Genomic DNA, 24311 nt, shown 5'->3' on the forward strand with positions numbered 1-24311 from the left:
TCAGGTTACGGGAAAGCGATGTGCGAACCGAGAACTGTCGCAGGCCCGCATCAGGCCTTCGCGGCGTCATCAGCCAGTACGTAATGGCTTAAGTATTCGCTCTTACACCGCGCGGTGTTGCAGTTCAGGGCACCGTGCGGTGTAATACCTCCAACGCCTCACCACGAGGCAGCGGAGGCAGCAGATGTCCCAGCGAGCGCAGCAGATCAAGGACCGAGCCGCACAGGCTGGTCACCGCGCCGAAGCCGATGAGCCGCGGCAGCACAACGGCCACAGCGCCGAGATCGCCCGCCACCGCGCCCGCGCCGAGTACCTGGCTGCCGCCGTGGACACCCTCTGCCGCGAAGCCGAGTTCGCCGCCGACATGCGCAAGCCCCGCCCGGCCGCCGGCAACCGCGTCTGCCTCGCCGCCTTCGGTGCCGTGCCCGTGGCTCTGGAGTACGAGCTCGGCAGCGACGACAACGAGCCGGTGGCGCTGCTGCTGAACGTCTGGATCGAAGGCCGCGTCAACAGCGCCGACGACAACGATCTGTTTACCCCGCAACTTGTTGCGCGCTGGAACCTCGTGGTGCAGGCCGATTACGAGCACCACCTCAGCGAGATGGCACGCGACGCGCTGGAGCTGGCGGCACAGAACGCGCACGCGGCGAGCCTGGAGCCCTGCCCTTTGTCTGCGGCTGTTGCCGAAGACCAGTTCATCGCCCAGCGCGATGCGGCCAGCTACCAGAGGGCTGCGTGATGGATGCCTCCACCACCTTTGGTCCGCTGGAAGCTGTGGGTCAGTACGTTCGCACGCCCAGGCTGTCGGATGGCAGCGGCGGCTTCATGGTTGCCGACTGCGGAGTGGCGAGCCCGAAAAACCAGGAGTACGCGCGGCTTTTTGCGGGCGCACCGACGCTGCTGGGCGCGCTGCGCACGGCCGTTGACGCGGCGCCGCACGAAGATGGTTGCGGCTGGTGGGGTTGGCCAGCCAGTTCGCTCAGCACACCCGAAGGCCGCGCCATGGCCGACGCCGACTGCGACTGCTGGAAGCGCGATGCCAGCGCCGCCATCGCTGCAGCAACCGGGAGTGCCACATGAACGCCATGACCCACCAGGTCGCCATCAAGTGGCTGGAGCACGCCGGCCAACAGGCCCCGCTGTGGCTCATCGCCCAGCACGAGAGCGAGTGCTGCACGCAGGTCCAGCCCGGCGAGCAGTGCGAGCACAAGGCCCGCTGCAGCCAGCGCGAGCGCTGCCAGGCCGTTGAAGTCGTTCGCTTCGCGGCGCTGCACCGCGGCAACGAGCTGGCGCCTGAAGCCGCGCAGCACGTCATCGGCGGCCGCTTGGCCGTGATCCGAACCGACACCTTCATCACGAGCGAGGTCCGGCAGTGAACACCACCCAGCACCTCATGTACCGCCGCGCCCGTCCCGAAGACGCCAACGCCGTGGACGCGCTCGAAGCGCAGTTGCAGGAGCAACTCAAGCGCTGCAGCCAGTGCGAGCACAAGTGCCGCACGCCCTCGCCCTACTGCGGCGGCGGCGTGTCCATGGGTGAGCTGATGGCCGCGTGCCTGCCCGGGCTGGTTCCGATCCTGGTCGTGGCCGCTGCCGCCGCGCTGGCCCGGCTGCTGTGAGCGACCTGTACGCCATGGACGAGGCGCTGGCCATGGAAGCCGCTGACATCGCCGCCGGCCACGTCTACCGGCACCTGCTGGACGAAGGCGACAGCGGCAGCGCCATCGACGCCCTGGCCGTCGTGATCTCGCTGGTGCTGATCGCTCTCATCGTCGCCGGCCGACTGCCGGTCTGAACCGATTCAACGGGCACGCCGGCGGCCCTATGCGCCGGCACATTACTACTGGAGCACACATGAGCGATCTGCTCGCAAAACTTTCGGAATACGACTTCATTGCTGTCATCGACGCCTCTGGCTCGATGAGCACCGAGGACATGCCCGGCGGCCGCACCCGCTGGCAGTTCATGCAGGAAACCGCCGCGCAGTTCTGCCGCGACTTGGGCAAGCTCGACGCTGACGGCATCGACGTTGTCGTGTTCTCGGGTGCCGGCACCGATACGCACACCGGCGTGACGGCCGACAAGGTTACCGAGATCTTCCGTACCCGTTCGCCTCGCAGCTCCACCCCACTGCACCAAGCGCTCGAAGCCGCCCTGAAGTGCGCCGGCAAGTCCGCGAAAAAGGATTTCGTCATCGTCTTCACCGATGGCGAGCCGGACGACGAGGAAGCCGCCAAGAACGTCATCCGCCGCGCGGCCAATGGCCTGGACTCTGACGATGACCTGACCTTCCTGTTCGTGCAGGTGGGCCGTGACCCTGGCGCCACGCGCTTCCTGAAGACGCTGGACGACGGTCTCAACACCAAGTTCGACATCGTCGATGCGAAGACGATGGATGAGGCTGAGAAGTTCGCCACGACGGCCGAGCTGATCGTGGCCGCGATCAACGACTAAGCATCGGCCCGGGGCGGTCTGGCCGCCCCGCTGGAGCACCCATGGTTGACCTGATCCTTGCCTCATTCGTCGTTGGCACGTTTGCCGGCGGCTTCTGGTGTGGCGCCCGCTTCGGCAGCTTCAAGGCGATGACGGTACGCGCCCGCGAGCGCGTGCGCTCCTGGCTCTGACCTGCCCCTTCCTGGAGATCTTCATGACCCATGCCCTCGGCCCTGTGTTGGCCAATCGCTTTGCCAACGACCACAAGACCCAGCCCAAGCCGAACCTGAGCGTTCGCCTTGGCACGCTCCGGTACACCGACTCCGGCGTGTTGTCCGAGCACGACGGCAAGCTCTCGTTCGCGCCAAACTACGCCGGCGAGTGCCCGGCGGCGATGCCCGTGGTGTACCGCGAGCCGGCGTATGTGCCCAAGACGGATTTCGGTGTGGCCGTCGAACCGGCGGTTGTCGTGGCGTCCGTGGCCGAGGTTTTCGATCCCAAGACCTCTCCGCTTCAGGCGGGAGACCGCGTGAAGCAGGTCAACCCGGCGTTCATCAACGACGGCGAGATGGCCACCGTCCAGCGCCTGGACGGTGGCAGCTTCTGGCTCAAATGGGACAACAACCGCCAAGGGGACAACGGCCATTGGTCGGGATGGCAACGCCAGAACTTTGAGATCGTTGAGCGCGGCGGTGCCGCGCCTACCACCTTCGACCCCATGACCGAGCCGCTGGCGCTGGGCGACTACGTCGAGGTGGTCTATGGAGCTGCCGACAGCCACCCCGATACCGGAAAGCGCGGTCTCGTCACCCAACTGAAAGATCGGCGCGGCCGCGACGCCGTGCGCCTCACGCATGACGACGGCACCGCCACGACGGGCGACGGCTGGGGTTACCGCTCCTCCCTGAAGCTCATCCGCAAGGCCGCCTGAGCCTGCCATGTCCTCGCCCTCCATCCCCACGTCTGCGGTCCTGGTGGCTACGGCCGCCGAACTCCGCGTGGTCGCAAACGAGCCACTGTGCATCGTGCTCGTCGTTGCCGCCGTGCTGGTGTCGCTGGCGCTTTCCGTCATGGGCGCCGGCGCAACGCACGCGGGCCCGCAGTGCTCCATCTCGCGGACGGCGCGCAGGCAGAAGGATGAGGGCGAGGGCCTGGCTTTGGTGGCAACCGCTGCCGTGCTCGACACCGCCGAAGCGCGGCAGTTCTGACGACGATTCAAGGGGACGTGATGGACATCAATCGGCTACTGGCCGCCGGCTCTGTCGAGGGGCCGTTCAAGAAGACGCGGCCCGTGCGGCGTGGCGTGATCGGACGCATGGTGCGCGCGCTGCTCAAGGCGGCCAAGTGCGGAGGCAAGCTGCTGTGAGCGACTTCAAGCCCGGCATCTACACGATGCCCGCGTGGCAGTACCACGCGGACCCGGCTCCGCAGCCGTCGCTCAGCAACTCGCTGCTGACGACGCTGATCCAGAACACGCCGCGGCACGCTTGGCTGAAGCATCCCCGCCTGAACCCGCTGTTCAACCCGGCCAAGAGCGGCGGCGTGTTCGAGCTGGGCGACGCCGCACACGCGCTACTGCTGGAGGGCGTGGACAAGGCGCACGTCATCGACGCGCCGGACTGGCGCAAGAAGGAGCACCGCGAGGCGCGCGACAAGGCTCGTGCCGCCGGCCTGGTGCCGATGCTGCCGCAGCAGCACGACGGTGCCCTCGCGATGGTGGCTGCAGCGCGCGAATTCATCTCCAACACCGGCTTCACCGGCATCTTCGAGCGGGCGAAGCCGGAGCAGACGCTGCTCTGGCAGGACGTCGGCGGCATCTGGTGCCGTGCACGCATGGACCTGCTGGAGCTGCAGGAGCCCCACACCGGCCGGCCGCTGGTGCTGGACTACAAGACGACCGGCGCCGGCGGTCCGGGCGAGTGGATGCGCCGCTACCTGGCGGCCCACGGCTACGACACCCAGGGCGTCTGGTACCCGCGTGGCCTGTCCGTCCTGGGCTATCCGGGTGCGCGCTTCGTATTCCTGGTGCAAGAGAACTTCGAGCCGTTCATGTGTTACCTGGTTGAACTGACCGAGGCGCGCGTGGAGCTGGCCACCAACAAGATCAGCCGCGGCGTGATGCTGTGGCGCGACTGCATCGGCTCCAACCGCTGGCCCGGCTACTCGCCGGAGATCTACCAGGCGTACCCAACCGCGTGGGAGATCAAGGACGAGGAGGCGCTGGGCTTATGAGCGGCTTCGCATTCAAGCCCGCGGTGCGGGACCAGGTGCCGCTACTGCTCGGCAACGTGGGCCCAAGCGGCGGCGGCAAGACCTTCTCCGCCCTGCGCTTGGCCAGCGGCATCCAGTCCGTGGTGGGCGGCGACATCGCCGTCATCGACACCGAGGCGCGCCGCGCGCTGCACTACGCCAGCCGCTTCAAGTTCCTGCACCTGGACTTCAAGCCGCCGCACGGCCCGGATCGCTACCTGGAGGCGATTCGTGCCGCCGTGGAAGCCGGCGCCAAGACCGTGGTTGTGGACAGCATGAGCCACGAGCACGAAGGCGAAGGCGGCGTGCTGGAGTGGCACGAGGCCGAGCTGGATCGCATCGCCGGCCAGGACTGGAAGAAGCGCGAGGCCTGCAACCTCCTGGGTTGGGCCAAGCCCAAGGCGGCGCGGCGCAAGCTCATCAACGGCATCCTGCAGCTCAACGTCAACCTGATCTTCTGCTTCCGCGCGAAAGAGAAGGTCAAGCCGATGAAGAACGCCCAGGGCAAGACCGAGATCGTGCCGCTGGGCTGGCAGGCCATCGCCGGCGACGAGTTCGTCTACGAGATGACGGACCGCTTCCTGTTGCCGCCGGGCGCCAACGGCGTGCCTGACCTGAGCCCGGACGCATGGCAAACCGGCGTGCCAAAGGTGCCGGAAGACCACCGCTCCATCGTCGTCCCTGGCCGAGCGCTGGACGAGGAGATGGGCGCGGCGCTGGCCCGCTGGGCCTTGGGCGGCAAGCCGGCACAGCAACCCGCACCCGCGGCCGGCGCGATGTCCGTCAAGACCAGGGCGGCCGAGATCGAACGTGATGTGCGCGCCGGCAACGCAGAGCTGCCGGCCACTTACCTCTCCACGCTGCCCGAGGACGAATACCAGCAGATCTGGGCCGCCCTCGCGCCCGACGTGCAGGACGAGCTGGTCAAGGCGTGGCCCAAGCAAGAGGCCGCCTCGTGAGCGCCGAGCAGGTCAAGCAGCTCAAGAAGCTCGCGCGCGACGCCGAGCTTGAAGTCATCGAGTACCCGGACGGCCGTGTCCTCGTGATCGGCGGCTTGGTCAACGTGCACTGGTGGCCGAGCAGCCGCCGCATGACCGCCTACGCCGAAGGCGCGCCGCAGGGTCGCCACCACCAAACCGCCAAGCAGGTGATCAACACCGCGCTGGGCAAATAACAAGGAGCCGCGATGGCAACCAACACACGCATCTACCAGGTGGTCCACAAGGCCAGCAACACCGTGCGCCTCGTGCGCGCAACCCATCAGGCCTCTGCACTGCGCCACGTCTCCAGCGACGCCTACGACTGCAGCGTGGCAAGTCAGGAGGACATCGTCGCAGCCATGGAGAAGGGCATCCGGCCGGAGGACGTCAAGGCCGAGCCGGCCGACCCGGCCGCGAGCTGACCCAGTTTCAGGCGACACCAGCAGCACGGACCTCCTCCCCTTCGTTGTCTCTTCTCCCGTGCTGCGCCGCTGATGCGGCCGCCCTCTTTCTTCAACCGCCCGACCCAGAAAGGCGAACAGCCATGACGGCCCCTGCAACCCTGCGTGTGAGCATCCGCGCAGCCCACGCGCGCCTGGCGCTGACCTGTGCCGCTGCAATCGAAGAAGACGCCCGCTACTACCTGGGCGGCGTGATGGTGGAGCCGCGCCCCGACGGCGGCGCCTACATCATCGGCACCGACGGCCACACGCTGGTGCTCATCGAGGACGCTGACGCCGTGTGCACCGAGCCCTCGCTGCTCACGCCCAACTTTGCACTCGCCGACGAGCTGCCGCCGATGTGGTGCGGCACCGGCGCCGACCCTCGCCGGCTGGTGCTGCTGACCCAGCAGGATCGCCCGCCCGTGCTGCAGCTGGTGGACTCCGACGGCGCTGTCGCGCGCATCCAGGAGCACGACGCCTGCATGCCTGCGCGCCGCGATGACGGGCGCCCCTGGTACTGCTGGCGCAAGGTGATGCCTGACTTTGCCGCGCTGCGCCCCGGGTTGGTCGACCCATTCCATGGTCCCTACGTGGCGCGCGTGCTGGAGGCTTTCGCGGGCAGCCCGCAACTGATGCCGATGCAGGCCAGGACGGAGACGGTCATCACCTTCCAAGTCCAGCGCCATCCCGAGGTGCTGCTGCTGGTGATGCCGCAGAAGCACGGCGACTGGATTGCGAGCGAACGGCCGGGCTGGGCGGAGCGCTGGTCTGCGGTGCGCACGGCGCCACGGCTGGCGCTGATCCAGGAACCCGCATGAGCACCGCCCAGCCCATCACGCAGTTCGACCTTGCCCACCCCCGCTTGAAGCCCAACGCCACCACCAGGAGTACCACCGTGGCCACCCGCAGCAAGAAGACCAAGTCCACCACCACCGAGCCAGCCGGCGAGGCCGCCCAGGCCGATCTCGGCGGCGAGACCATGCAGACCATCGGCGAAGCCATCGCCGACGCCACCAGCGCAGGGCTGATGCCCGAGGCCGGCGACGAGCCGAAGGACCCGAGCACTACGGTCGCAGAGGATCCGGAATGGGGCACCGATGGCCACGCCGAGGCCTTCATGCTCGGCCGCATGATCGACGTGGCCAAGCGCCACTTCACGACCCTGGCCGAGCCCTGGAGCCGCCTGCGCGAGAACGAGCAGGCCGCCGTGCTCAGCCGCCTGCACGAGAGCATGAAGGTGGTGGTCAAGGACGCGGTGCAGATCATCTCTGCCAACGCCCGCGTGACGTTCCGTGCCGAAGTGGCCGGGGTGAACTTCAAAAGTGCCACCGACGTCGAGGCCAAGCTCAAGCTGGTCAACAACCCGGAGACGCACGCACTGGCGGACGTGGCCGGCGGGTTCGTGACGGTGGTGATCGAGAACATCGACGAGCTGCTGGCCGTGCCCGAGAGCGCGCTCAAGGGCGAGCCGGACAACGGCAGCCTGTTCGACAAGAGTGTCGAGGGCACGGCGTTGGATACCGAACCCGAGGAGGCCGCAGCGTGACGACGCCCAACCCCCTGCAATCCATCGCCGATTGGTGTGAAGGTGTGGGCCACGGCCCGGAGACGGCACCCCTGTACTTCGCCCTGGTGCTCGAAGAGTGCGGCGAGATGCTAGACGGCGTGACGCTGCGCTATGCCGCCGACAGCGGCTTCGAGCGCCCCACCCGGACCCTGAGCGCGCAGCTCAAGAGCCTGAGCAGCGCCATTCGACACGGCGAGCTCAAGCCCGACATGCAGCCGGCGGACACGCTGGACGCGGCCCTGGACACCGCATGGGTGGCGCTGGGCTTGGCCCGCGCCCTCACCGGCCGCCGCCTCCCCGCCGCGTGGGCCGAGCTGCACCGCAGCAACGTCACCGACAAGCAGGTGGACGGGCGGTTCATCAAGGACGCCAGTTCCAAGGTGTTGAAACCGACAGGCTGGACCGCACCCAACTTCGCAAATTTCCTTCTGACCAATCAATCCGAAGAGGCCGAAAAGTGAGACTTCCTGTCCCTGGCTACGAGGGCTTCTACGAAGTCGATGACGAAGGCAATGTTTTCAGTCTAGACCGTCTGATTGTTTCAGACCATCCAACGCAGAAGCTCAAGCCCATCAGGGGTCACAAGATGGAGGCATCCTCCGACAGGCGAGGCTATCCGACGGTTTATTTGAGCGCGCATGGGAAAGCCAAGACGCATCGGGTCCATCGACTTGTCATGCTCGCCTTTGAGCCACGCGTCGATGCGGAAGAACTTGATGTGAACCACAAGGATGGCATCAAAACGCACAACTCTCGATTGAATTTGGAGTGGTGCACTCGGTCAGAAAACGTACGCCACGCTTATGTGACCGGACTCAGCAGGTCTGCAACCACCGGGAAGTTTGGCGCACTACACCACAACGCCGTGGCGGTCATTGGATGCGACAAGAAGAGCGGCAAAAGAATGGTTGAGTTTGATTCCTTGGCAAGCGCTGGAAGAGCTGGCTACGGTGTTCCAAACATAAGTTCTTGCCTCTCTGGTGCAAAAAAGTCCCACAAGGGATTGGTTTGGTCCAGGGCCATAGAGCAGCCGCCCGACTTCGCGCAGTTCGTGGGCACGGTCAAGGAAGGGAGCGAGTCGGCATGAACATCGTCCCGAAAACTCGCATCCGCGCCGCCGTGGAGCGCGCGCTGCAGATCGACCCGCACAGCAAGCAGCCGCTCGGTGATGCGCTGGACAAGGCCATCGAGGCCGCGGCGCAGGCGCTGTGCTTGTGCCCGGAGACGGTGCGGCGGGTAGTTGAGGAAGGCGAGTCGTCATGACGAAGAGCCGCAACATCAACCGCCCGAAGTGGAAGCCCAGCGAGGCCGACATCGAGCTGGTGCGCCGCAACTTCGCCAACACCAAGACCGCCGACCTGGCGCTGGCCCTGGGCGTTGAGTACCACCAGGTGGTCAAGCTGGCCAAGCGCCTTGGCATCAAGAAGTCGGCGGCATTCCTGAATGGCGCCGACAGCGGCCGCCTCGATGGCGTGCGAGGCTCATCCTCCCGGTTCCAGTCCGGCCAGAAGCCCTGGAACACCGGCATGAAGGGCCTGCAGACGGCGCCTGTGGCGTCCCGCTTCAAGCCGGGCCAGAAGCCGCTGAACTGGCTTCCCATCGGCAGCCTGCGCGTCATGTCCGCCGAGTCCGGCAGCTACCTTCAGATCAAGCTGACCGACACCGGCTACCCGCCGCGCGACTGGGTCATGTACCACCGGCACGTCTGGGAGAAGACGCACGGCCCGATCCCCGAGGGCCACATGGTGGTGTTCAAGGGTCCGCACACCACCGACCCGGAGCAGATCACGCCCGAGGTTCTGGAGTGCATCGGCCGCGTCGAGCACATGCGCCGGCACACCTTCCACCAGTACGGGCCAGAGATCGCCTCGTGCGTCCTGCTGCGCGGCCAGATCACCCGCCAGATCAACCAGCGTACCAAGGAGGCACGCCAGTCATGAGCGAGAAGCAAGAGAACGTCTTCCACATCGCGTTCTGGACGAAGGACCACCCGCAGGAGGCTGGGGCCGTGCCCGCCGGCTGGATGTCTGCCGTGAAGGTGACCATCGAGATGGATGTGCTGCCGCCGGAGCATGGCGATTTGGCCGAGAAATACAACGTCGCGCTGGCCGCTCACCCGCTCTACAAGTTCCTGCGTCGCTACGTCATTGCGAACAAGGGCTGACGATGAGCCACAGCAACGACATCACGGCTCTGCGCGCGGCCCTGTTCGAGACCTTGCGCGGCGTGCGCGACGGCACCGTGGACCTGGACAAGGCCCGCGCGATCAACGAGCTGAGCAAGACCCTGGTGGATACGGCCAAGGTCGAGGTGGACTACCTGCGCGCCACGGGCGGCGGCGAGTCGCCGTTCATAGATGCCGGCGCCGGTGCGCCGCAGCTGCCCAGCACGGCGCCCGGCAATGGCATCGGCGGCATGGTCCATCAGCTTCAGGGGCGGACCACGCAATGAAGCACGTCCCCGACCCGGCCGCCCTCTGCAGCGGCAAGGAGCCCTTCGCCAGCTTCACCCTGGCCAGCGAAGCCGCCCGTCGCGCCAACCGCAACAAGGATGCCCGCCGCGAGGCCTACCACTGCGTCCACTGCCACGCCTGGCACGTGGGCACGTCGCGGGCGCCGCGCTGCGACCGCAACAAGCTGCGCCTGCAACACCGCCGCCGGCATGACGGTGAGCTGCTGGCAGCGGCCGGTTCCTGAGCAGGAGCCTTCGATGGAATTACTTCGACTCGTGAACGAACGCGTGGTAGTTGGTCGCCAACGCCGTCAGAACCGCAGCCAGAAAGGGCGAGTTCGGGTTGTCGCCAGCACCCGAGAAATGCTTGTTGGCCAATTGAATCGCCAGCTTGATTTGCTCATTTGTGAGTACTGCAGCGTGATGCGCAGTGGCCGCTCGATAAGGTGCCAGCTCTGCATTGATCTCGGACATGTATCCATCCCTGGAGTGTTTTGGAGAAACCAAGTATGCGGATCGCACCCACCGGAGAACGTCTGATGCGCACCGAAATCTTGACTTGGCACAAACCTGAGGAAGGCGCTTTCCCCGACGCCGAGATCGACGTCCTGCTGCACACCGACTGCGAAGACTGCCCGGTCTGGCCCGGCTACTGGGACGGCGAGCAGTGGCACGGCGCCGACGGCATGCCGCTGCGCTGGCGCGTCATCGAATGGTGCGACATGCCGGTGGGCACGGTCGAGGCAAAGGCGGAGGCGTGCGCAGCATGAAAGTCATCCGCGACCAGATCAAGCTGAACAGCTTGCACACGATGAAGTGGCGTGCCCGTGGCGTCGTATCGCCGCAGACCATGCAGACGCAACTGCAGCAGCGCCAGCACAACCTCAGCATTGCCGCACTCACCGAGGCGCGTGCCGCATACCGCGATCAGACGGCGGCGCTGGAAGAAATCGCAGGCATCCTGGCTGTGGCCGTGCGCAAGGAAGGTGGCGCCGGATGAACCTCAACCCCTTCGCCGAACTCGCCCGCGTCGCAGACCGCGGCTATATCGAGCGCGCCCCGCTGCCCGAGGAAGACCCCGCGCAAGGCCCGCCGCTCTTCACCCTCTCCGGCACGCGCACCGACGCGCTGCTCGAACTGCTCACCAAGCGCGGCCGGCTGACCACCGCCGAGCTGGCCCGCGCCACCGGGCTGCAGGACAAGCTCGTCTGGGGCCTGCTCAAGGCGCGCCGCACCGCCGGCCAGGTCGTGCACGACGGCGAGGCCTGGGAAATTAACGAAGCCTGGATTCCGCCTGAGATCAAGCGCGCCGTGGAGCTGCTGCGCTCGCGTGGGTGGACGTGCGTTGCGCCGGGGGCGAAGTCATGAGCGACATCATCAATGAGTTGGCCACGGCGCTGCGTGACATGCTGCTGGCAACGGGGCCAGGTGATCGCTACGAAGCCGCCCGCGCGAAGGCCAATCGGGTGCTTGCCAAGGTGGAAGGCACCGCCACGGCGGCGCAGCCGCCGCAGAACGTGATCGCGGCAGCCGAGCGCCTGCTGCGCGCCGTGCGCGCGGAAATGTCGCCGGGCTGGACGTGCAACAGCTACCACCCGACCCTCGCGCCGGCCGCTGATGCACTTGGGCGCGCCCTGGCCGCCGACTCCCAAAAAAGCTCACCTGAGCAGCGCGCAGCGTTTGAAGCATGGGCCAGCACGCAATGGCCCGGCGCCCTCCCACCCAACCATGCGTGGATGGGTTGGCAGGCCCGCGCCGCCATGGAAACTCCCGTCGCCAGCCGGGAGCCGGTGCGCGAGCCCGATGGTGTCGAGCGCATCTGGCAATGCAAGATCGGCGGGCGCGTGACGGGCCTGCCACCCGCCGCAGATGGCCCCATGCGCGAGGCACTGCAGGATGCGTTCGCCCGCGTCACCGGGCACCGCTGCGAGTTCGTGTTCAGCGGTTGGGGCGCGACGCTGCGCGAGGGCGAACGGGCGGTGCACGAGGGCCGCACGGTGCGTGATGACGTTGCGTTCGCCGAGCTGCGCGCCGAGCGCGACAGCATCACCGAGCGGCTGGGGGAGGCCGCCGCCACGGCGGTGCAGCCGCCGATGCAGGTAACGGCAGAAATGGTCACGGCCTATCTGGAGGCAAATGATGCCTACTGGCGCAGGGCGGACGAGATGCCGCGCCGGGATGCCGGCAAATGGCGAAACGGAACGCCCCGCGAGGCGACCGCGGAGAGCTTGCGCGCAGCCCTGGCTGCCGCCACGGCGGCGCAGCAGCAGCCGGACGTAGCGCATGCGCTTGGCGAGGCCGTGGCCGCGCTGCACTTCGACGACAACAGCCACTACGCCAGCGCACTGTGGACCATCGTGCTCGACCTGGGCGGCCGGGAGGCCGTGAACGCGCTGCAATTCGACAGCAGCGCGGCTTATCACCGCTACGGCGCGGATCGCAATGCCAGCCCCCAGGGGGCGAGCCATGGCTGACTTGACCATCGAGCACTTGCGCATCCTCCAGCACACCACTGGCATGGACGAACACGGCAGGTTTGGGCCCTACGGCCAATATCGGAACCACTTCGTTGCCGGCGCCGACGACGAGACAACGTGCCGCGAACTGGTGACCTTGGGCTACATGACCGAGCGCGACATGGGCACTCTGTCTGGCGGTATGCCCTGCTTCAACGCAACGCGCGCAGGCATTCGGGCCGCACAAGATGAGAGCCCACCACCACCGAAGCTCACGCGCGGCCAGCGCCGGTACCGCGCGTGGCTGGCGGCCGACAGCGGGCTAAAGTTCGGCGAGTGGCTGCGCGACGGCGGAGGCGTCCATGGCTGACGCCCCACTCTACCGTGCCAAGCTCAAGACCCGCCGCGAGATGGAGCGCGACATCCCGCGCGACGAGTTGGGCTGGTGGCGCGACGTGTGTCCCGGCCAGACGCTGAAGCTGCGGGAGGCCACGGCTGCCGACTTGGAGCGCTGCCATCTGCGCGCCGGTACCAGTCGCAACCCGGCCGACTACCTGTGTGAGCCGTTCGAGGGCGGCTGTCTGGTGTCGCGCCGCGCCGTGAAGGTGCTGACGCCCGTTGCCAGGGGAGGCACGCAGTCATGACCCACTTCGAGCGCTTCTGCCAGGACGCCTACCGCATGGCCGGCCTAGCGCCCTACGACATCGCAAGGCGCTCCCAGAGCGCACCCGCCAAGGACACCTGCAGCGAGATCGTGAAGCTCATGCAGGCGGCATTCGAAACGCAGCAGCGGAGCAGCGGCATGCCCATCGAGTTCTTCAACACCTTCGAGGTCAGCGCGCCCACGTGCCCGCACTGCGCGCACGAGATCAGCCTTGGCGAAGTGCTGGCGCTCAAGCGCGAAGGCGGAGCTGACCTGTTCGCACTCGCCCGCAACGAAGGCATCGCTGAGATCGCGTGCTCCTCGCCCTCGTGCGGCAAGACCTACTGGCTCAAGGGCGGCTACCTGCCGCACTACACGAGCGCGATGACGGAGGACGAACTGTGAGCCCCGCTGTGAACGAAGTGAAGCTCAACATCATCCGCAACTGGCCGGAGGGTTTTCAGGAGCGGCTGGAGCACGTCTGGCGCGACCTCATCGGCTTCATCCCGAACTACAAGCTCTACGACCTGTCGCGCATGCTGGCGGAGTTCGGCTTCACGATGAAGGTCTACGAAGGCCCGGCGCCACAGCCCATCGGCCGTGTGCTTACCCAGACCGAGCAAGGCCCTGGCTACGACCCGCAGCAGAAGGTCATCCATTTCCCCGGCGGTCATCCGGCGGAGGGTACGAACCTCTACGCCGCGCCGCCGTCCACGAGCGAGGCGCTGCAGGTGCTGCTCGACCTGCGCACCGAGCTGGCCGCGGCGCTGCAGGCCGGGAAGGTGGCGCCGGACGTGATCAGCACCGAGCTGGGCAAGCGCATGGCGCAGCTGCTGCTCGCAGACCAGACGGCAAACACAGAGCCGGCCGTTGCCGGCGGGAGACCCCAGGAATGAGCTTCATGAACGGCATGCGTCCACAGTGGCGCTACTGGCAGAAGGTGCACTGCAAGACCTCGCCCTTCTGGCAGCGGCGCATGGACAGCGCCAGCTACTCGTACCCGACGCCGGGGCACATCGGGCACTGCGCCAGCCGACCGCACAAGCCGGTGCGCATGTTTGACCGCTGGCATCGCATCAGCGAGCGCACGGCAGACCACGGCTCCAAGGCGTTTGGCATCTACTGGCGCAGCCATCCCGGGGAGAGCGATGCAGGGAGCGTGCGGCCGTGACCCTCTCCATCATCCAGCCCAGGCAGCCCACCGCGTCCGGCTGGCGCCTGGCCACCTGGTGGACCTGCCCGCGCGAGCTGGCCGAGATCGGCTACCCGGTACAGGCCTGGGAGCACACGGCGTCAGGCCTGTTCGTGCTGTCGGCCGTGGAAGTCGCGCACGACCCCGGCGCGCCAGACCTGGGGCCGGAGTACCACCTGAGCATCAGCCTGCGCGGGCATCGGTGCAGCACGGCCGATGCGCTGTTCGCGCTGGCGGCGTTCGAGCTGCTCGACGCGACGGAGGACAACCACGTGCCGGGCGGGAAGGTGCGCAACTTCTGGCGCGCGGTGGCGGACCACTTGAGCGGCCACGTGTGCCCGTGCCAGGACGAGGAGCCGGCGATGCGGGAGGACCGGGGCGACTACGTGTGGCGCGGGGTGACGCGGTGACCTCAGATGATCAAGACGACTCGCGAAGGCTGCGGAAACGGCGCGTGACATGCAAAAAGGACCACGAGCATCAGAAGATTGATCCGGATGCGTGCTACCTGCCGAGCTCCAGGGTGGCCCAGATGTCGGGCCGCTCGCGAGCGACTGTATTCCGGGACATCAAAGCCGGCGCATTGCCGGCGGTTTGGGGAAGCGTCGTGGTGGACGACAGAAAGAACAGGTCGTGGCTTGTCCATCCTCGTGACGCCCAAGCATATGTAGAGAAGCACCTTCGCGAGAAAGAACTACCCTCAGAAGTTGACCGTCTGCGCGACATCGCTGCCCGCTACCACTGGCTCTGCGCCAACCTCGCTCGCATCCACATTGAAACGACGCAGCCAGCCGGCTCGCCTGCGGACACGCCGATGGTTGTGACGCTGATCCAGGCGTGGCCGAACCTTCCGAGGACGGATACGGCGAGTGTGGATGAGGCGGTGCGGGTGGCGATGCGGGAGGGGGTTTGATGGCGGCCTCCATGAAGCCTACCAACGTCGACGTGCTGCGCCTGCGCCAGATCCTTAAGGAGCTTGATACTGGGGACAGTAATTTGGTGACGGCTCAGTCGCTGCGCAAGGTCATAACGTGGCTATTGCAAGAAGACCTGAATGGGCCTCGGCAGCATCAGGTTGCGTCTCGCCAAGCGCCAGTCGACTTCGACGCGCTACCCGATTCTGCTTATGTGCGATTGGCGCAAATCGTTCCAGCGGTTGTGCCGGTGTCCCATGCCACCCTGTGGCGCTGGGTGCGTGAAGGCACATTCCCTGCACCAAAGAAGCTCGGATCTCAGGTGACTGCATGGCGCGTGGGCGACGTGCGTGCCTGGCTGGACGGCCGGGCGCCAGAGACGAAGGCGGCAAAAAGGACGCGCGCATGAACCCCCGCCGCGCCCTCCTCGCCCTGGTCGCCGCGGCCTATGCCGCGGTGGCGTGCTGGCACGTCAACGGCGACCGGCTTCACAAAAACACTCACCTTTCCAGCAAGGAGCGCGGGCATGCCAATCAAGCCTGAGAACCTGGCGCGCTACCCCAAGGACTGGAAGCTCATCAGCGCCTCGATTCGCCAGCGCGCCGGCAACCGCTGCGAGTGGCCTGGCTGCACGGCATGCCACCACACGGTCGGCTACTGGAGCGACGGCGAATTCGTGCCAATGCCGCGGGTGCTGCGAGAGGCCGGCTTCAAGGCCGGCGACACCGTGGCCGCCACGGACAAGGACGGCCGCCACATCAGCCTGAAGCTGATCCGCATCGTGCTGACCGTCGCCCACTTGGATCACGTGCCGGAGCACGTGGACCCCGACAACCTGCGTGCATGGTGCCAGCGGCACCACCTTGCCTACGACGCAGAGCACCACAAGCAGACCGCCTACGCCACCCGCCGCGCCGGCCTGGCCATGGCCGACCTGTTCGAAGGCGCCTGAAATGAAGACTTGCACCAAATGCAAAGAGACGCTGCCGCTGGATGTGTTTGCGCGGGATTCGCAGCGCGCCGGAGGCCTGCGTCTTCGCTGCAAATCCTGCGACAACGAGAGACGGCGCTCATGGACCAAGGCAAATCCAGAGCGCACTCGAATTGCGTCAAAGCGCAAGAATGCCGCTAGAGACGCGGCAAGGGTTGAGGCGCGAACCAATAAGCTGGCTGCATTGCCGCCGGACAAAAAGAAATGTCCGCAATGCGCCTCAATATATCCGCTGGCGGAATTTCCAGTAGACAAGACAAAGTCAAGTGGCCACACCTCTTGGTGCCGCAATTGTTATCGCCACGCCTGGCGATCCAATTACCAAGAACACGCCCCCAAGCGCAGGGCGCAGCAGCGACAGGAGACGGCCGAGCTGTCGGATGGCTATGTGCGAAGGAAGTTAATTCGTGATTCCGGAATTCAGCCGGGAGACGTGCCGCAGGCACTCATCGACCTCAAGCGCGAGCACCTGCGGCTGCTTCGCCAACTCAGAAAGGACAAGGATGAAAACTGCTGAACAGATGACTATGGAACTGCAAGCCGTGTTCGAGTCCCTTAAGACGGGCTCGATTAAGCCTAGCGAGGCTGCGGAAATGACTAATTGCGTAGGAAAGATGATCGGGCTTGCAAAGGCACAACTTGAGTATCACGCCCTTCGCAAAGAAGGGCCGTCAATGACATTCTTTGGGGCGTCTTCAGAGAAGGTTTAACAAATAAAGCGCCCACCTCGACCACCATAACAGGAGCTTGAGGAAGTGACCGAGCCAACCCAAAAGCGCCTGCTGGACACTGCCGACATCGCGGCACTGCTCGGTGTGCGCCGCGATCACGTTACCGACCGCCTGAGCAAGCGCCCGGATTTCCCCAGGCCGCACGTCAACCTCAGCCAGAAGCTGCGCCGCTGGCGCGCCGAGGACATCGCGGCATGGCTTGCGCGGGTGCGCTAGAGCCGCCGGGCAATGTCCTCGGCCGTCTCTCGGTAGTAGACGTTCTGGAGGATGCGCAAATCCTTGTGTCCGCTGATCTTGGCCAGCGTCATCACGTCCACCTTGCGTGACAGCCGGGTCAGCGCTTCGGCGCGGCTGTCGTGGAAGTGCAGGTCATCGATGAGCTGCTTCTTGCACGCGGTACGAAACGAGCTGCTCAAGGCCTTGCCGGTCAACGTGAATCCGTCGGCTGGGATCTGCCGCATCAGGCGCAGCGCAGCACGCGACAACGGCACTTCGCGAGGGCGGCCAGTCACGTGCTGCGTCTTGTGCGCAACCCGCGCCACGCGCCGCTGCAGGTCCACGTTCACGCCGGGAACCAGCGAGAGAATCTCGCCGGCACGCATGGCCGTGCGCAGGCCAATCAGAAACGCCAGCGCTGCTTGCTGCAACTGCGTGCGCACGTCGCCAGTGATGTAGTTCAGGGTGCGACAGATCACCCGCACCTCGGCCGGCGTGATGCGCCGCTCTCGCGCCGGGTTCTGCCCCGGTTTTCCAAGCGCCTTGAAAGGAGACTCGCCGCACCACCCCCACTCCGCGGCCGCGACGGCCCAGACGTTGCGGATCAGGTTGATGTCGCGCTGGACGCTGCCCGGAGTCACCTGGCGCAACCTTGCGTCCCGCCATGCAGCAATGTCGGCCGTCGTGACCTCGCTGAGCACTTTGTCGGCCGTTGCTCCGAGCTGTTCCGGGATGGCTCGCAGCCTGTACAGCTCGACGTCGCCCCCGCCTTTCTTCGGGCTGATCTCCCGCGCGTAGCGCTCCAGCGCGTCGCGCACGGTGTGTGCGGGATATTTCCCGCACTTCGCATCCAGCAGCAGGGATTCTTCCCGCGCAGCCCACTCTTGCGCCTCACGCTTCGTGCGGAATGTCCTCGATCGGCGCTGCCCCGCCCGCTCTACTTCTGCGCGGTATCCTCGCGTCGCCTTCCTGATGTAAGCCATCTACTCCCCCTCTTTTCGCGCGGGATGCCGCGCGGGATTTTGGCGGGTGAATGATGCAGGAAATGAGCGGGAACAGCCGTGAACGGGCAGTGCTTTTCAGAGAGAAATGATGGATTTTGCGGGAAATGATGGGGAACGGCTGGACGCCCTGCGCCTGCCCCTGTGGGGCAGCCGCCTCATAGAAGCCAGCGCCGGCACGGGCAAGACCTACACCATCGCCGCGCTCTACCTGCGCCTGGTGCTGGGCCACGGCTCCGGGGACGACGCTTTCGGCCGGGCGCTGCTGCCCTCGGAAATCCTGGTCATGACCTTCACGCGCGCGGCCACCCGCGAGCTGTCGGACCGCATACGCGCGCGGCTGCTGGAGGCCGCGCGCTGCTTTCGCGGCGAGCGGCAGCCCAAGGACGGCGACGCGCTGCTCAACGAGCTGCTCGGGGCCTACCCCGAAGGCCCCGAGCGCACCCGCGCCGCCTGGCGCCTGGCCTGCGCCGCCGAGGCCATGGACGACGCGGCCGTCCACACCATAGACGCCTGGTGCCAGCGCATGCTGCGCGAGCACGCCTTCGACAGCCGCAACCTCTTCGACGAGGAGCTGCTGGCCGACGAGCGCAAGCTGCAGGACGAGGCCGTGCGCGACTACTGGCGCCAGCACGTCTACGCCCTGGACCACGCCGCGCTGGACGCCGTGCTGGCGCTGTGGCCGGACGTGGCGGCGCTGCAGTCCGACGTGGCGGCGCTGATCCCGCGCCTGGATGCGGGCGAAACCACTCCGCCCACCCTTGCCGAGCTTTGCGCCCGCGTGTTGGGCGAGCAGGCCCGCCAGCTCCAGCGGCTCAAGCAAGGCTGGCCTGAGCGTGTGCGTGAGCTGCGCGAATGGTTTGCCGTCGAAATGGCGCGCAAGGCCTGCCTGCTCAACCGCGTCAAGATCAAGCCGGCGTCGATAGAGAGCTGGCTCAGCCAGTTGGAGGCCTGGGCCCAGGAGCCCCTGAAGGTGGACATCGGCCTGACCGAGGCCGGGCAGCGCCGCCTCACGCGCGCCGGCATGGAGGACGCTTCCAAGCCGGGCCTGGAACTGCCGGACCACTTCGAAGCCCTCGACCGGCTCTTCGAGGCGCTGGCCGCGCTGCCGGACGTGAAGGCGCAACTGCGCCAGCACGCCGCGCGCTGCATCGCGCGGCGCCTGGCCGAGCTCAAGACGCTGGCCGGCACCTACGGCTTTGCCGACATGCTCACGCGGCTGGACAAGGCGCTGCACGAGGAGGCCGCGGGCGAGCGGCTGCGCCAGCGCATCCTGCAGCAGTACCCGGTGGCGCTGGTGGACGAGTTCCAGGACACCTCGCCGCTGCAATACCGCATCTTCGAGCGCCTCTACCGCACGGCCGACTGCGGCCGCGACAGCGCGCTGCTGCTCATCGGCGACCCCAAGCAGTCCATCTATGCCTTCCGCGGCGCCGACATCCACAGCTACCTGGGTGCGCGGCGCGCCACCGCGGGGCGGCACTACGTGCTGGGCACCAACCACCGCTCCACGCAGGCGCTGGTGCGGGCGGTCAATCAGCTCTTCCAGCAGGCCGAGGCGCGGGCCGGGGGTGCGGGCGCCTTCCTCTTTCGCAGCGCGCAGGACGACCCGCTGCCCTTCCAGGCCGTGGACGCCCAGGGACGCCCCGAGCGTTTCGTGTGCGCGGCGGGCGAGGTGCCGGCGCTGTCGCTGTGCGTGGACGCGGTGCTGGACAACGCCGACAGCCACCGCCGCCGCGCGGCCGAGCGCTGCGCCGAGCGCATTGCCACGCTGCTCAACGACGCGCAGGCCGGTTTCCGGCATCCCCAGGACGGTTTCACGCGGCTGCGCCCGGCCGACATCGCCGTGCTGGTGCGCACGGGGCTGGAGGCCGAAGGCGTGCGGCGCGAGCTGCGCCGGCGCGACATCGCCTCGGTCTACCTCTCGGACAAGGACTCCGTGTTTGCCGGCGCCGAGGCGCGCGACCTGCTGCGCTGGCTGCGCGCCGTGGCCACGCCGCTGGACATGCGGCTGGCGCGCGCGGCCTGGGCCACCGCGCTCATCGGCCTGCCGCTGGCCGAGCTGGCCCGGCTTGCCGCCGACGACGAGGCCTGGGAGCTGCGCCTGGAGCTGCTGCGCGAGCTGCGCGCCGTGTGGGAGCGCCAGGGCGTGCTGACCATGCTGCGCCAGACCCTGCACCGCCTGGCGCTGCCCGCGCGCTGGCTTTCGGAGGCCGAGGGCGAGCGGCGGCTGACCAACGTGCTGCACATCGCCGAGCTGCTGCAGGCCGCCAGCGCCCAGCTCGACGGTGAACAGGCCCTGGTGCGCTGGTTCACCGAGCAGATCGACAACGAGGACACGGCCGAGGGCGACGAGCGCATCGTCCGGCTGGAGAGCGACGCCGACCTGGTCAAGGTCGTCACCATCCACAAGTCCAAGGGCCTGGAGTACCCGCTGGTGTTCCTGCCCTTCCCCTGCGACTTCCGCGCCGTGGAGAAGAAGGGCCGCAGCTTCATCGAGGTGGCGGCCGAGGACGGCACGCGGCAGTTGTCCTTCGACCTGGCGCCTGAGCTGCTGGAGCAGGCCGACCGCGACCGGCTGCGCGAGGATTTGCGGCTGCTCTACGTCGCGCTCACCCGCGCCCGCCACGCGCTGTGGGTGGGCGTGGCGGCCCTCAAGAAGGGGCAGGTGAAAAGCTGCGTGATGCACAAGAGCGCGCTTGGGCAGCTCATGGGCGGCGGCGAGGCCATCAGCGAAAGCGCGCTGCTGGAAAAGCTGAGAGCCGCCTGCGGCGACGGCGGTGGCTTTGAATTGCTGGAAGCCCCGCCGAGCTGCGGCGTGACCCTGCTGCTGCCCCGCGACGACGCCCCTGCCCTGCAGCCCGGCGCCGAGTACGCCGCCCGCTTCGAGCGCGACTGGACGATTGGAAGCTTCAGCAAGCTCGTGAAGCATCTGGCGGCGCCGCCGCTGGAGCGGCTGGAGGAGGCGCCGGCGCGCGAGAGCGACGAGTTCGAGCCCGCTGCGCTGGTGCTGCCCCCCGCGGCCGGCCAGGCCTGGCACCGCTTCCCGCGGGGCTCCTTCGCCGGCAATTTCCTGCACGACCAGCTGGAGTGGCTGGCCGGCGAGGATTTCGCGCTGTGCGACAACGAGGCGCTGCAGTCGCAATTGCGCCGCCGCTGCGAACGCCAGGGCTGGAGCAACCGCGCCGACGAGGTGCTGCAGTGGCTGTCGCAGGCCGTGGACGTGGAGCTGCCCGGCCTGGGCGTTTCCTTGTCGGGGCTGCGCGGCACGCTGCCGGAGATGGAGTTCTGGCTGCCCAGCGAAGGCTTGTCGGCGGCGGACGTGGATGCCCTGTGTGCAAGGCACCTGATGCCGGGGCGCGAGCGCCCTGCCCTGCCGCAGCGCCGCCTGCGCGGCATGCTCATGGGCTTTGCCGACCTGGTGTTCGAGCATGAGGGCCGCTACTGGGTGCTGGACTACAAGTCCAACGCCCTGGGCCCAACGGACGCGGCCTACACGCAGGCCGCCATGGAAGGCGCGATGGCCGCGCACCGCTACGACGTGCAGGCCGCCCTGTACCTGCTGGCGCTGCACCGCCAGTTGCGCGCGCGGCTGGGTGAGGCCTACGACCCGGCCGAGCACTTGGGCGGGGCGGTGTACTTCTTCCTGCGCGGCATTGGGCACCCGCAGCGCGGCTGCCTGCTGGTGGAGCCCGACCTGGCGCTGCTGGACGGGCTGGATGCGGCGCTGGCGATGGCCGAAGAGGAGTCGCGGGCATGAAGGCACGCAAGGACCTGGACACGCTGGACTGGATCGAGGCCATGGACCGTCTCACCACGGCCGAGCTGCTGGAGGCGTTGCAGGAGTGGACGCAGTCCGGCTGGCTGCGCCACCTGGACGCCGCCATGGCGCGCTTTGCCGCCACGCTGGTGCCGGACGCCCCGCCCATCGCGCTGCTGTGCGCGGCGCTGGTGGCCCACATGGAAAGCCGCGGCCACAGTTGCCTGCTGGTCGATGAGCTGCACGCCCGCCCGCACGAGCTGCTGGGCTGGACGGCCGAGCCGCGCCAGGCCTGGGACGCGTTGAAACCCCGGCTGCCCGCCGCGCTGGACGACTGGCTCGCGGCGCTGCGCGGCTGCGCCCTGGTGCAACATGCTCCCTGCGGCCTGGCCGGGCCCGGCGCCCACCTGCCCAGCGCCGAGGGTTCAACGGCCCCGCTGGTGCTGTGCGGCACGCGGCTGTACCTGCGCCGCTACTGGGCCTACGAGCAACGCGTGGCCACGCAGGTGCGCGAGCGCGGCGCGCTGCGCGAAGCAGTGGACACCGCCGCGGTGAAGGCCTGGTTGGAGAAGCTCTTTGCCCCGGCTGAGGGCCAGAAGCCGGCCAAGGGACCGGACTGGCAGAAGGTGGCCTGCGCGGTGGCGCTGCGCGGGCGCCTGTCGGTGATCACCGGCGGTCCGGGTACGGGCAAGACCTACACCGTGGCGCGCTTGCTGGCGCTGCTGCTGGCCACCTCGCCCGCGCCGGAGCGGCTGCGCATCGCGCTGGCCGCGCCCACCGGCAAGGCAGCGGCGAGGCTGAAACAGTCGATCGAAAGCTCGCTGGAGGCACTGGCCGAGCGCCTGGGCGACGGGCTGGACCTGGCCGCGCTGACCGCCCGCATGGGCGCGGCGCGCACGCTGCACGGCCTCCTGGGCGGGCGGCACGACACGCGCCGCTTCCAGCACGACGCCGCGCACCCGCTGGACGTGGACGTGCTCATCGTGGACGAGGCCTCCATGGTCCACCTGGAGATGATGGCCTCGCTGCTGGACGCGCTGCCGCAGTCCGCCCGCGTGGTGCTGTTGGGGGACAAGGACCAGTTGGCGTCCGTGGAGGCCGGCGCGGTGCTCGGCGACCTGTGCGGCGAGGCACAAAAAGGCCAATACGGCGAAGACGCCTGCGCCTACGTTGCCGACACCTGCGGCGAGGAGATTCCGGGCGCCTTCCGCCACGTGCACGGCCCCGCGCTGGCGCAGCAGACGGTGATGCTGCGCGAGAGCCGGCGCTTCGGCGGGCCCATAGGCAAGCTGGCCCAGGCCGTGAACGAGGGCAACGTGGCGGTCGCGCAGCGCGTGCTGCGCGACGAGCGCAGCCCCGAGGCGACGTGGCTGGAAGCGGCCTCGCCCGCCGCCGTGGTGCGCATCGCGCTGGAAGGCCGCCCCGGGGCCCCGGGCTGCAGCGCGCACTACCTGCACGCGTTGCACCGCCGCCCCGAAGGCGGGGACGAAGCCGCGCACGCCGCTTGGGCCGTGGAAGTGCTGACGGCATTCGAGCGCTTTCGCGTGCTGTGCGCCGTGCGCGAGGGCGACTGGGGCGTGCAGGGCTTCAACGAGGCGATAGAAGCCGGCCTGGTGCGCGCCGGGCTGCTGAAGAAGACCGGCGAGTGGTACGAGGGCCGGCCGGTGATGGTCACGCGCAACCAGGCGGCGCTGGGCGTGTTCAACGGCGACATCGGCATCGCGCTGCGCCCGGCCGGCGGCGGTTCGCTGCGGCTGTACTTCCTGGAGGGGCCGCAGTTGCGCTCGGTGCTGGCCAGCCGCCTGGCCGACGTGGAGACCGCTTTCGCGCTGACGGTGCACAAGTCGCAGGGCTCGGAGTTCGAGCACACCCTGCTGGCGCTGCCGGACCAGGCGTCCGCGCAGGTGCTGACGCGCGAGCTGGCCTACACGGGCATCACGCGCGCGCGCGCGGCCTTCACCCTGGTGTCACCGCAGCCGGGCGTGCTGGCGGCGGCCATAGAGAGAAAGACGAAGCGGGCCAGCGGGCTGCGGGAAGCGCTGCAGGGGTAGCCGGCAGGCCGACAAGTACACGCCGGGCAGCCCGGCGCCTCCTGGCTGAAGCACGAAGCCCGTTGCCGACGGCATCAGCCGGCACTGTGCCCAGAAGTTGGATTTCGTACTCGGCTGCCGCATCGGTGCCGGGTGTTGATGCCCGCCAAGACGATTTCGCCTTCAAGCCACAGTGCAGCTGCCCTAAGGTTGCCGGTGCCCCGAGCCGGCCTCGTTGCCGTGGTGGCCCGCCA

General features: G+C 67.8%; 43 protein-coding genes. 41 read left to right on the forward strand and 2 right to left on the reverse strand.

All coding sequences use genetic code 11. The features are described 5' to 3' along the window. Positions 1-184: 184 nt before the first annotated feature. The 23 genes from ALA01S_RS16650 to ALA01S_RS16745 all read left to right on the forward strand — a co-directional run bounded on the left by ALA01S_RS16650 (position 185) and on the right by ALA01S_RS16745 (position 10368). Entirely contained in the window at positions 185-739 is a 555-nt protein-coding gene (locus ALA01S_RS16650) for a hypothetical protein (protein ID WP_066338367.1), read from the forward strand. Continuing rightward, positions 739-1080, forward strand: coding sequence for a hypothetical protein (locus ALA01S_RS16655; RefSeq protein WP_066338370.1), 342 nt, complete (start codon positions 739-741; stop codon positions 1078-1080). Before ALA01S_RS16650 ends, ALA01S_RS16655 begins: the two co-directional genes overlap by 1 nt. Next, positions 1077-1376: a hypothetical protein gene (locus ALA01S_RS16660; RefSeq protein ID WP_066338373.1), complete on the forward strand. Its 300-nt coding sequence runs from the start codon at positions 1077-1079 to the stop codon at positions 1374-1376. The genes ALA01S_RS16655 and ALA01S_RS16660 overlap by 4 nt, the downstream gene beginning before the upstream one ends. Then, positions 1373-1618, forward strand: a complete 246-nt coding sequence (locus ALA01S_RS16665; RefSeq protein ID WP_066338375.1) for a hypothetical protein — start codon at positions 1373-1375, stop codon at positions 1616-1618. Before ALA01S_RS16660 ends, ALA01S_RS16665 begins: the two co-directional genes overlap by 4 nt. Next, complete coding sequence (locus ALA01S_RS16670; protein ID WP_066338382.1) at positions 1615-1794, forward strand: hypothetical protein; 180 nt, start codon at positions 1615-1617, stop codon at positions 1792-1794. The genes ALA01S_RS16665 and ALA01S_RS16670 overlap by 4 nt, the downstream gene beginning before the upstream one ends. A 59-nt stretch (positions 1795-1853) precedes the next feature. Continuing rightward, entirely contained in the window at positions 1854-2453 is a 600-nt protein-coding gene (locus ALA01S_RS16675) for a VWA domain-containing protein (protein WP_066338384.1), read from the forward strand. 41 nt (positions 2454-2494) lie between these two features. Further along, positions 2495-2623, forward strand: coding sequence for a hypothetical protein (locus tag ALA01S_RS35220; RefSeq protein ID WP_259375525.1), 129 nt, complete (start codon positions 2495-2497; stop codon positions 2621-2623). A gap of 23 nt (positions 2624-2646) precedes the next feature. Further along, the gene (locus ALA01S_RS16680) at positions 2647-3363 is read left to right on the forward strand and encodes a hypothetical protein (protein WP_157119056.1); all 717 of its coding nucleotides are present in this window, start codon (positions 2647-2649) and stop codon (positions 3361-3363) included. Between the two features lie 7 nt (positions 3364-3370). Continuing rightward, positions 3371-3640 carry a hypothetical protein gene (locus ALA01S_RS16685; RefSeq protein ID WP_066338388.1) on the forward strand — a complete coding sequence of 90 codons (270 nt, stop codon included), beginning with the start codon at positions 3371-3373 and terminating at the stop codon, positions 3638-3640. Positions 3641-3660: 20 nt separating this feature from the next. Continuing rightward, positions 3661-3798, forward strand: coding sequence for a hypothetical protein (locus tag ALA01S_RS34005; protein WP_169805943.1), 138 nt, complete (start codon positions 3661-3663; stop codon positions 3796-3798). Next, positions 3795-4664: a PD-(D/E)XK nuclease-like domain-containing protein gene (locus ALA01S_RS16690; RefSeq protein WP_066338395.1), complete on the forward strand. Its 870-nt coding sequence runs from the start codon at positions 3795-3797 to the stop codon at positions 4662-4664. The genes ALA01S_RS34005 and ALA01S_RS16690 overlap by 4 nt, the downstream gene beginning before the upstream one ends. Next, positions 4661-5641, forward strand: a complete 981-nt coding sequence (locus ALA01S_RS16695) for an AAA family ATPase (protein ID WP_066338397.1) — start codon at positions 4661-4663, stop codon at positions 5639-5641. The genes ALA01S_RS16690 and ALA01S_RS16695 overlap by 4 nt, the downstream gene beginning before the upstream one ends. Next, positions 5638-5856, forward strand: coding sequence for a hypothetical protein (locus ALA01S_RS16700; protein WP_066338403.1), 219 nt, complete (start codon positions 5638-5640; stop codon positions 5854-5856). The genes ALA01S_RS16695 and ALA01S_RS16700 overlap by 4 nt, the downstream gene beginning before the upstream one ends. Before the next feature lie 12 nt (positions 5857-5868). Then, positions 5869-6084, forward strand: a complete 216-nt coding sequence (locus ALA01S_RS16705) for a hypothetical protein (RefSeq protein WP_066338406.1) — start codon at positions 5869-5871, stop codon at positions 6082-6084. 122 nt (positions 6085-6206) lie between these two features. Further along, on the forward strand, positions 6207-6923 hold the full coding sequence (locus tag ALA01S_RS16710) for a hypothetical protein (protein ID WP_157119057.1): 717 nt from the start codon (positions 6207-6209) through the stop codon (positions 6921-6923). After that, positions 6920-7651 (forward strand): hypothetical protein, encoded by a 732-nt coding sequence (locus ALA01S_RS16715; RefSeq protein WP_066338409.1) that lies wholly within the window; start codon positions 6920-6922, stop codon positions 7649-7651. Before ALA01S_RS16710 ends, ALA01S_RS16715 begins: the two co-directional genes overlap by 4 nt. Then, on the forward strand, positions 7648-8133 hold the full coding sequence (locus ALA01S_RS34010; RefSeq protein ID WP_066338413.1) for a nucleoside triphosphate pyrophosphohydrolase family protein: 486 nt from the start codon (positions 7648-7650) through the stop codon (positions 8131-8133). The genes ALA01S_RS16715 and ALA01S_RS34010 overlap by 4 nt, the downstream gene beginning before the upstream one ends. Then, on the forward strand, positions 8130-8759 hold the full coding sequence (locus tag ALA01S_RS31940; protein WP_169805944.1) for an NUMOD4 domain-containing protein: 630 nt from the start codon (positions 8130-8132) through the stop codon (positions 8757-8759). Before ALA01S_RS34010 ends, ALA01S_RS31940 begins: the two co-directional genes overlap by 4 nt. Further along, on the forward strand, positions 8756-8935 hold the full coding sequence (locus ALA01S_RS16725) for a hypothetical protein (RefSeq protein WP_066338415.1): 180 nt from the start codon (positions 8756-8758) through the stop codon (positions 8933-8935). The genes ALA01S_RS31940 and ALA01S_RS16725 overlap by 4 nt, the downstream gene beginning before the upstream one ends. Next, a complete protein-coding gene (locus tag ALA01S_RS16730) occupies positions 8932-9612 on the forward strand; it encodes an HNH endonuclease family protein (protein ID WP_066338417.1) in 681 nt (226 codons plus the stop codon). The genes ALA01S_RS16725 and ALA01S_RS16730 overlap by 4 nt, the downstream gene beginning before the upstream one ends. Beyond that, the gene (locus ALA01S_RS16735) at positions 9609-9836 is read left to right on the forward strand and encodes a hypothetical protein (protein WP_066338420.1); all 228 of its coding nucleotides are present in this window, start codon (positions 9609-9611) and stop codon (positions 9834-9836) included. Before ALA01S_RS16730 ends, ALA01S_RS16735 begins: the two co-directional genes overlap by 4 nt. A 2-nt stretch (positions 9837-9838) precedes the next feature. Further along, positions 9839-10123, forward strand: coding sequence for a hypothetical protein (locus ALA01S_RS16740; protein ID WP_066338424.1), 285 nt, complete (start codon positions 9839-9841; stop codon positions 10121-10123). Then, positions 10120-10368: a hypothetical protein gene (locus ALA01S_RS16745; RefSeq protein WP_066338426.1), complete on the forward strand. Its 249-nt coding sequence runs from the start codon at positions 10120-10122 to the stop codon at positions 10366-10368. Before ALA01S_RS16740 ends, ALA01S_RS16745 begins: the two co-directional genes overlap by 4 nt. Positions 10369-10387: 19 nt before the next feature. On the opposite strand, the gene ALA01S_RS33105 is transcribed toward ALA01S_RS16745, so the two are convergent. After that, complete coding sequence (locus ALA01S_RS33105) at positions 10388-10597, reverse strand: hypothetical protein (RefSeq protein WP_157119058.1); 210 nt, start codon at positions 10595-10597, stop codon at positions 10388-10390. 65 nt (positions 10598-10662) lie between these two features. On the opposite strand from ALA01S_RS33105, the gene ALA01S_RS16750 reads away from it, so the two are divergent. The 16 genes from ALA01S_RS16750 to ALA01S_RS16810 all read left to right on the forward strand — a co-directional run bounded on the left by ALA01S_RS16750 (position 10663) and on the right by ALA01S_RS16810 (position 17266). After that, complete coding sequence (locus tag ALA01S_RS16750) at positions 10663-10893, forward strand: hypothetical protein (RefSeq protein WP_066338429.1); 231 nt, start codon at positions 10663-10665, stop codon at positions 10891-10893. Then, positions 10890-11123: a hypothetical protein gene (locus ALA01S_RS16755; protein WP_066338432.1), complete on the forward strand. Its 234-nt coding sequence runs from the start codon at positions 10890-10892 to the stop codon at positions 11121-11123. Before ALA01S_RS16750 ends, ALA01S_RS16755 begins: the two co-directional genes overlap by 4 nt. After that, the gene (locus ALA01S_RS16760; protein ID WP_066338434.1) at positions 11120-11491 is read left to right on the forward strand and encodes a hypothetical protein; all 372 of its coding nucleotides are present in this window, start codon (positions 11120-11122) and stop codon (positions 11489-11491) included. Before ALA01S_RS16755 ends, ALA01S_RS16760 begins: the two co-directional genes overlap by 4 nt. Beyond that, entirely contained in the window at positions 11488-12597 is a 1110-nt protein-coding gene (locus tag ALA01S_RS16765; protein ID WP_066338436.1) for a hypothetical protein, read from the forward strand. Before ALA01S_RS16760 ends, ALA01S_RS16765 begins: the two co-directional genes overlap by 4 nt. Beyond that, positions 12590-12949, forward strand: a complete 360-nt coding sequence (locus tag ALA01S_RS16770; RefSeq protein ID WP_066338438.1) for a hypothetical protein — start codon at positions 12590-12592, stop codon at positions 12947-12949. The genes ALA01S_RS16765 and ALA01S_RS16770 overlap by 8 nt, the downstream gene beginning before the upstream one ends. Then, positions 12942-13223, forward strand: coding sequence for a hypothetical protein (locus ALA01S_RS16775; protein ID WP_066338441.1), 282 nt, complete (start codon positions 12942-12944; stop codon positions 13221-13223). The genes ALA01S_RS16770 and ALA01S_RS16775 overlap by 8 nt, the downstream gene beginning before the upstream one ends. Then, positions 13220-13627, forward strand: a complete 408-nt coding sequence (locus ALA01S_RS16780) for a hypothetical protein (RefSeq protein ID WP_066338442.1) — start codon at positions 13220-13222, stop codon at positions 13625-13627. The genes ALA01S_RS16775 and ALA01S_RS16780 overlap by 4 nt, the downstream gene beginning before the upstream one ends. Next, on the forward strand, positions 13624-14118 hold the full coding sequence (locus ALA01S_RS16785) for a hypothetical protein (RefSeq protein ID WP_157119059.1): 495 nt from the start codon (positions 13624-13626) through the stop codon (positions 14116-14118). The genes ALA01S_RS16780 and ALA01S_RS16785 overlap by 4 nt, the downstream gene beginning before the upstream one ends. Then, positions 14115-14393, forward strand: a complete 279-nt coding sequence (locus ALA01S_RS16790; RefSeq protein WP_157119060.1) for a hypothetical protein — start codon at positions 14115-14117, stop codon at positions 14391-14393. The genes ALA01S_RS16785 and ALA01S_RS16790 overlap by 4 nt, the downstream gene beginning before the upstream one ends. Next, the gene (locus ALA01S_RS16795; protein WP_066338455.1) at positions 14390-14824 is read left to right on the forward strand and encodes a hypothetical protein; all 435 of its coding nucleotides are present in this window, start codon (positions 14390-14392) and stop codon (positions 14822-14824) included. The genes ALA01S_RS16790 and ALA01S_RS16795 overlap by 4 nt, the downstream gene beginning before the upstream one ends. Positions 14825-14868: 44 nt before the next feature. Further along, entirely contained in the window at positions 14869-15327 is a 459-nt protein-coding gene (locus ALA01S_RS16800) for a helix-turn-helix domain-containing protein (RefSeq protein WP_066338457.1), read from the forward strand. Between the two features lie 11 nt (positions 15328-15338). Continuing rightward, positions 15339-15737, forward strand: a complete 399-nt coding sequence (locus ALA01S_RS31945; RefSeq protein ID WP_084267653.1) for a helix-turn-helix transcriptional regulator — start codon at positions 15339-15341, stop codon at positions 15735-15737. Continuing rightward, positions 15734-15871 (forward strand): hypothetical protein, encoded by a 138-nt coding sequence (locus tag ALA01S_RS33110; protein ID WP_157119061.1) that lies wholly within the window; start codon positions 15734-15736, stop codon positions 15869-15871. Before ALA01S_RS31945 ends, ALA01S_RS33110 begins: the two co-directional genes overlap by 4 nt. Further along, positions 15855-16280: a hypothetical protein gene (locus ALA01S_RS16805; RefSeq protein ID WP_066338458.1), complete on the forward strand. Its 426-nt coding sequence runs from the start codon at positions 15855-15857 to the stop codon at positions 16278-16280. Before ALA01S_RS33110 ends, ALA01S_RS16805 begins: the two co-directional genes overlap by 17 nt. Position 16281: 1 nt before the next feature. Further along, on the forward strand, positions 16282-16836 hold the full coding sequence (locus tag ALA01S_RS33115; RefSeq protein ID WP_157119062.1) for a hypothetical protein: 555 nt from the start codon (positions 16282-16284) through the stop codon (positions 16834-16836). Between the two features lie 238 nt (positions 16837-17074). Next, positions 17075-17266: a helix-turn-helix transcriptional regulator gene (locus ALA01S_RS16810; RefSeq protein ID WP_066338459.1), complete on the forward strand. Its 192-nt coding sequence runs from the start codon at positions 17075-17077 to the stop codon at positions 17264-17266. On the opposite strand, the gene ALA01S_RS16815 is transcribed toward ALA01S_RS16810, so the two are convergent. After that, a complete protein-coding gene (locus ALA01S_RS16815) occupies positions 17263-18249 on the reverse strand; it encodes a tyrosine-type recombinase/integrase (protein ID WP_066338460.1) in 987 nt (328 codons plus the stop codon). The two genes, ALA01S_RS16810 and ALA01S_RS16815, sit on opposite strands and share 4 nt — an antisense overlap. 109 nt (positions 18250-18358) lie before the next feature. Here ALA01S_RS16815 and recB point away from each other — a divergent pair, with 109 nt between their 5' ends. Both recB and recD read left to right on the forward strand, forming a co-directional pair. Beyond that, on the forward strand, positions 18359-22027 hold the full coding sequence (gene recB / locus ALA01S_RS16820) for an exodeoxyribonuclease V subunit beta (RefSeq protein ID WP_066338493.1): 3669 nt from the start codon (positions 18359-18361) through the stop codon (positions 22025-22027). Next, on the forward strand, positions 22024-24078 hold the full coding sequence (gene recD, locus ALA01S_RS16825; protein ID WP_084267649.1) for an exodeoxyribonuclease V subunit alpha: 2055 nt from the start codon (positions 22024-22026) through the stop codon (positions 24076-24078). Before recB ends, recD begins: the two co-directional genes overlap by 4 nt. The last annotated feature ends 233 nt before the right edge of the window (positions 24079-24311 follow it).

Source organism: Azohydromonas lata NBRC 102462, assembly GCF_001571085.1.
Classification (GTDB): Bacteria; Pseudomonadota; Gammaproteobacteria; order Burkholderiales; family Burkholderiaceae_C; genus Azohydromonas; species Azohydromonas lata.

Excerpts from the sequence above, each read along its gene's own strand:
- ALA01S_RS16650 (WP_066338367.1), top strand. The coding sequence starts at position 185 with ATGTCCCAGCGAGCGCAGCAGATCAAGGACCGAGCCGCACAGGCTGGT.
- ALA01S_RS16655 (WP_066338370.1), top strand. The coding sequence starts at position 739 with ATGGATGCCTCCACCACCTTTGGTCCGCTGGAAGCTGTGGGTCAGTAC.
- ALA01S_RS16660 (WP_066338373.1), top strand. The coding sequence starts at position 1,077 with ATGAACGCCATGACCCACCAGGTCGCCATCAAGTGGCTGGAGCACGCC.
- ALA01S_RS16675 (WP_066338384.1), top strand. The coding sequence starts at position 1,854 with ATGAGCGATCTGCTCGCAAAACTTTCGGAATACGACTTCATTGCTGTC.
- ALA01S_RS35220 (WP_259375525.1), top strand. The coding sequence starts at position 2,495 with ATGGTTGACCTGATCCTTGCCTCATTCGTCGTTGGCACGTTTGCCGGC.
- ALA01S_RS16680 (WP_157119056.1), top strand. The coding sequence starts at position 2,647 with ATGACCCATGCCCTCGGCCCTGTGTTGGCCAATCGCTTTGCCAACGAC.
- ALA01S_RS16685 (WP_066338388.1), top strand. The coding sequence starts at position 3,371 with ATGTCCTCGCCCTCCATCCCCACGTCTGCGGTCCTGGTGGCTACGGCC.
- ALA01S_RS34005 (WP_169805943.1), top strand. The coding sequence starts at position 3,661 with ATGGACATCAATCGGCTACTGGCCGCCGGCTCTGTCGAGGGGCCGTTC.
- ALA01S_RS16695 (WP_066338397.1), top strand. The coding sequence starts at position 4,661 with ATGAGCGGCTTCGCATTCAAGCCCGCGGTGCGGGACCAGGTGCCGCTA.
- ALA01S_RS16705 (WP_066338406.1), top strand. The coding sequence starts at position 5,869 with ATGGCAACCAACACACGCATCTACCAGGTGGTCCACAAGGCCAGCAAC.
- ALA01S_RS16710 (WP_157119057.1), top strand. The coding sequence starts at position 6,207 with ATGACGGCCCCTGCAACCCTGCGTGTGAGCATCCGCGCAGCCCACGCG.
- ALA01S_RS16715 (WP_066338409.1), top strand. The coding sequence starts at position 6,920 with ATGAGCACCGCCCAGCCCATCACGCAGTTCGACCTTGCCCACCCCCGC.
- ALA01S_RS16725 (WP_066338415.1), top strand. The coding sequence starts at position 8,756 with ATGAACATCGTCCCGAAAACTCGCATCCGCGCCGCCGTGGAGCGCGCG.
- ALA01S_RS16730 (WP_066338417.1), top strand. The coding sequence starts at position 8,932 with ATGACGAAGAGCCGCAACATCAACCGCCCGAAGTGGAAGCCCAGCGAG.
- ALA01S_RS16735 (WP_066338420.1), top strand. The coding sequence starts at position 9,609 with ATGAGCGAGAAGCAAGAGAACGTCTTCCACATCGCGTTCTGGACGAAG.
- ALA01S_RS16740 (WP_066338424.1), top strand. The coding sequence starts at position 9,839 with ATGAGCCACAGCAACGACATCACGGCTCTGCGCGCGGCCCTGTTCGAG.
- ALA01S_RS16745 (WP_066338426.1), top strand. The coding sequence starts at position 10,120 with ATGAAGCACGTCCCCGACCCGGCCGCCCTCTGCAGCGGCAAGGAGCCC.
- ALA01S_RS33105 (WP_157119058.1), bottom strand. The coding sequence starts at position 10,597 with ATGTCCGAGATCAATGCAGAGCTGGCACCTTATCGAGCGGCCACTGCG.
- ALA01S_RS16750 (WP_066338429.1), top strand. The coding sequence starts at position 10,663 with ATGCGCACCGAAATCTTGACTTGGCACAAACCTGAGGAAGGCGCTTTC.
- ALA01S_RS16755 (WP_066338432.1), top strand. The coding sequence starts at position 10,890 with ATGAAAGTCATCCGCGACCAGATCAAGCTGAACAGCTTGCACACGATG.
- ALA01S_RS16760 (WP_066338434.1), top strand. The coding sequence starts at position 11,120 with ATGAACCTCAACCCCTTCGCCGAACTCGCCCGCGTCGCAGACCGCGGC.
- ALA01S_RS16765 (WP_066338436.1), top strand. The coding sequence starts at position 11,488 with ATGAGCGACATCATCAATGAGTTGGCCACGGCGCTGCGTGACATGCTG.
- ALA01S_RS16770 (WP_066338438.1), top strand. The coding sequence starts at position 12,590 with ATGGCTGACTTGACCATCGAGCACTTGCGCATCCTCCAGCACACCACT.
- ALA01S_RS16775 (WP_066338441.1), top strand. The coding sequence starts at position 12,942 with ATGGCTGACGCCCCACTCTACCGTGCCAAGCTCAAGACCCGCCGCGAG.
- ALA01S_RS16780 (WP_066338442.1), top strand. The coding sequence starts at position 13,220 with ATGACCCACTTCGAGCGCTTCTGCCAGGACGCCTACCGCATGGCCGGC.
- ALA01S_RS16790 (WP_157119060.1), top strand. The coding sequence starts at position 14,115 with ATGAGCTTCATGAACGGCATGCGTCCACAGTGGCGCTACTGGCAGAAG.
- ALA01S_RS31945 (WP_084267653.1), top strand. The coding sequence starts at position 15,339 with ATGAAGCCTACCAACGTCGACGTGCTGCGCCTGCGCCAGATCCTTAAG.
- ALA01S_RS33110 (WP_157119061.1), top strand. The coding sequence starts at position 15,734 with ATGAACCCCCGCCGCGCCCTCCTCGCCCTGGTCGCCGCGGCCTATGCC.
- ALA01S_RS16805 (WP_066338458.1), top strand. The coding sequence starts at position 15,855 with ATGCCAATCAAGCCTGAGAACCTGGCGCGCTACCCCAAGGACTGGAAG.
- ALA01S_RS33115 (WP_157119062.1), top strand. The coding sequence starts at position 16,282 with ATGAAGACTTGCACCAAATGCAAAGAGACGCTGCCGCTGGATGTGTTT.
- ALA01S_RS16815 (WP_066338460.1), bottom strand. The coding sequence starts at position 18,249 with ATGGCTTACATCAGGAAGGCGACGCGAGGATACCGCGCAGAAGTAGAG.
- recB (WP_066338493.1), top strand. The coding sequence starts at position 18,359 with ATGGATTTTGCGGGAAATGATGGGGAACGGCTGGACGCCCTGCGCCTG.
- recD (WP_084267649.1), top strand. The coding sequence starts at position 22,024 with ATGAAGGCACGCAAGGACCTGGACACGCTGGACTGGATCGAGGCCATG.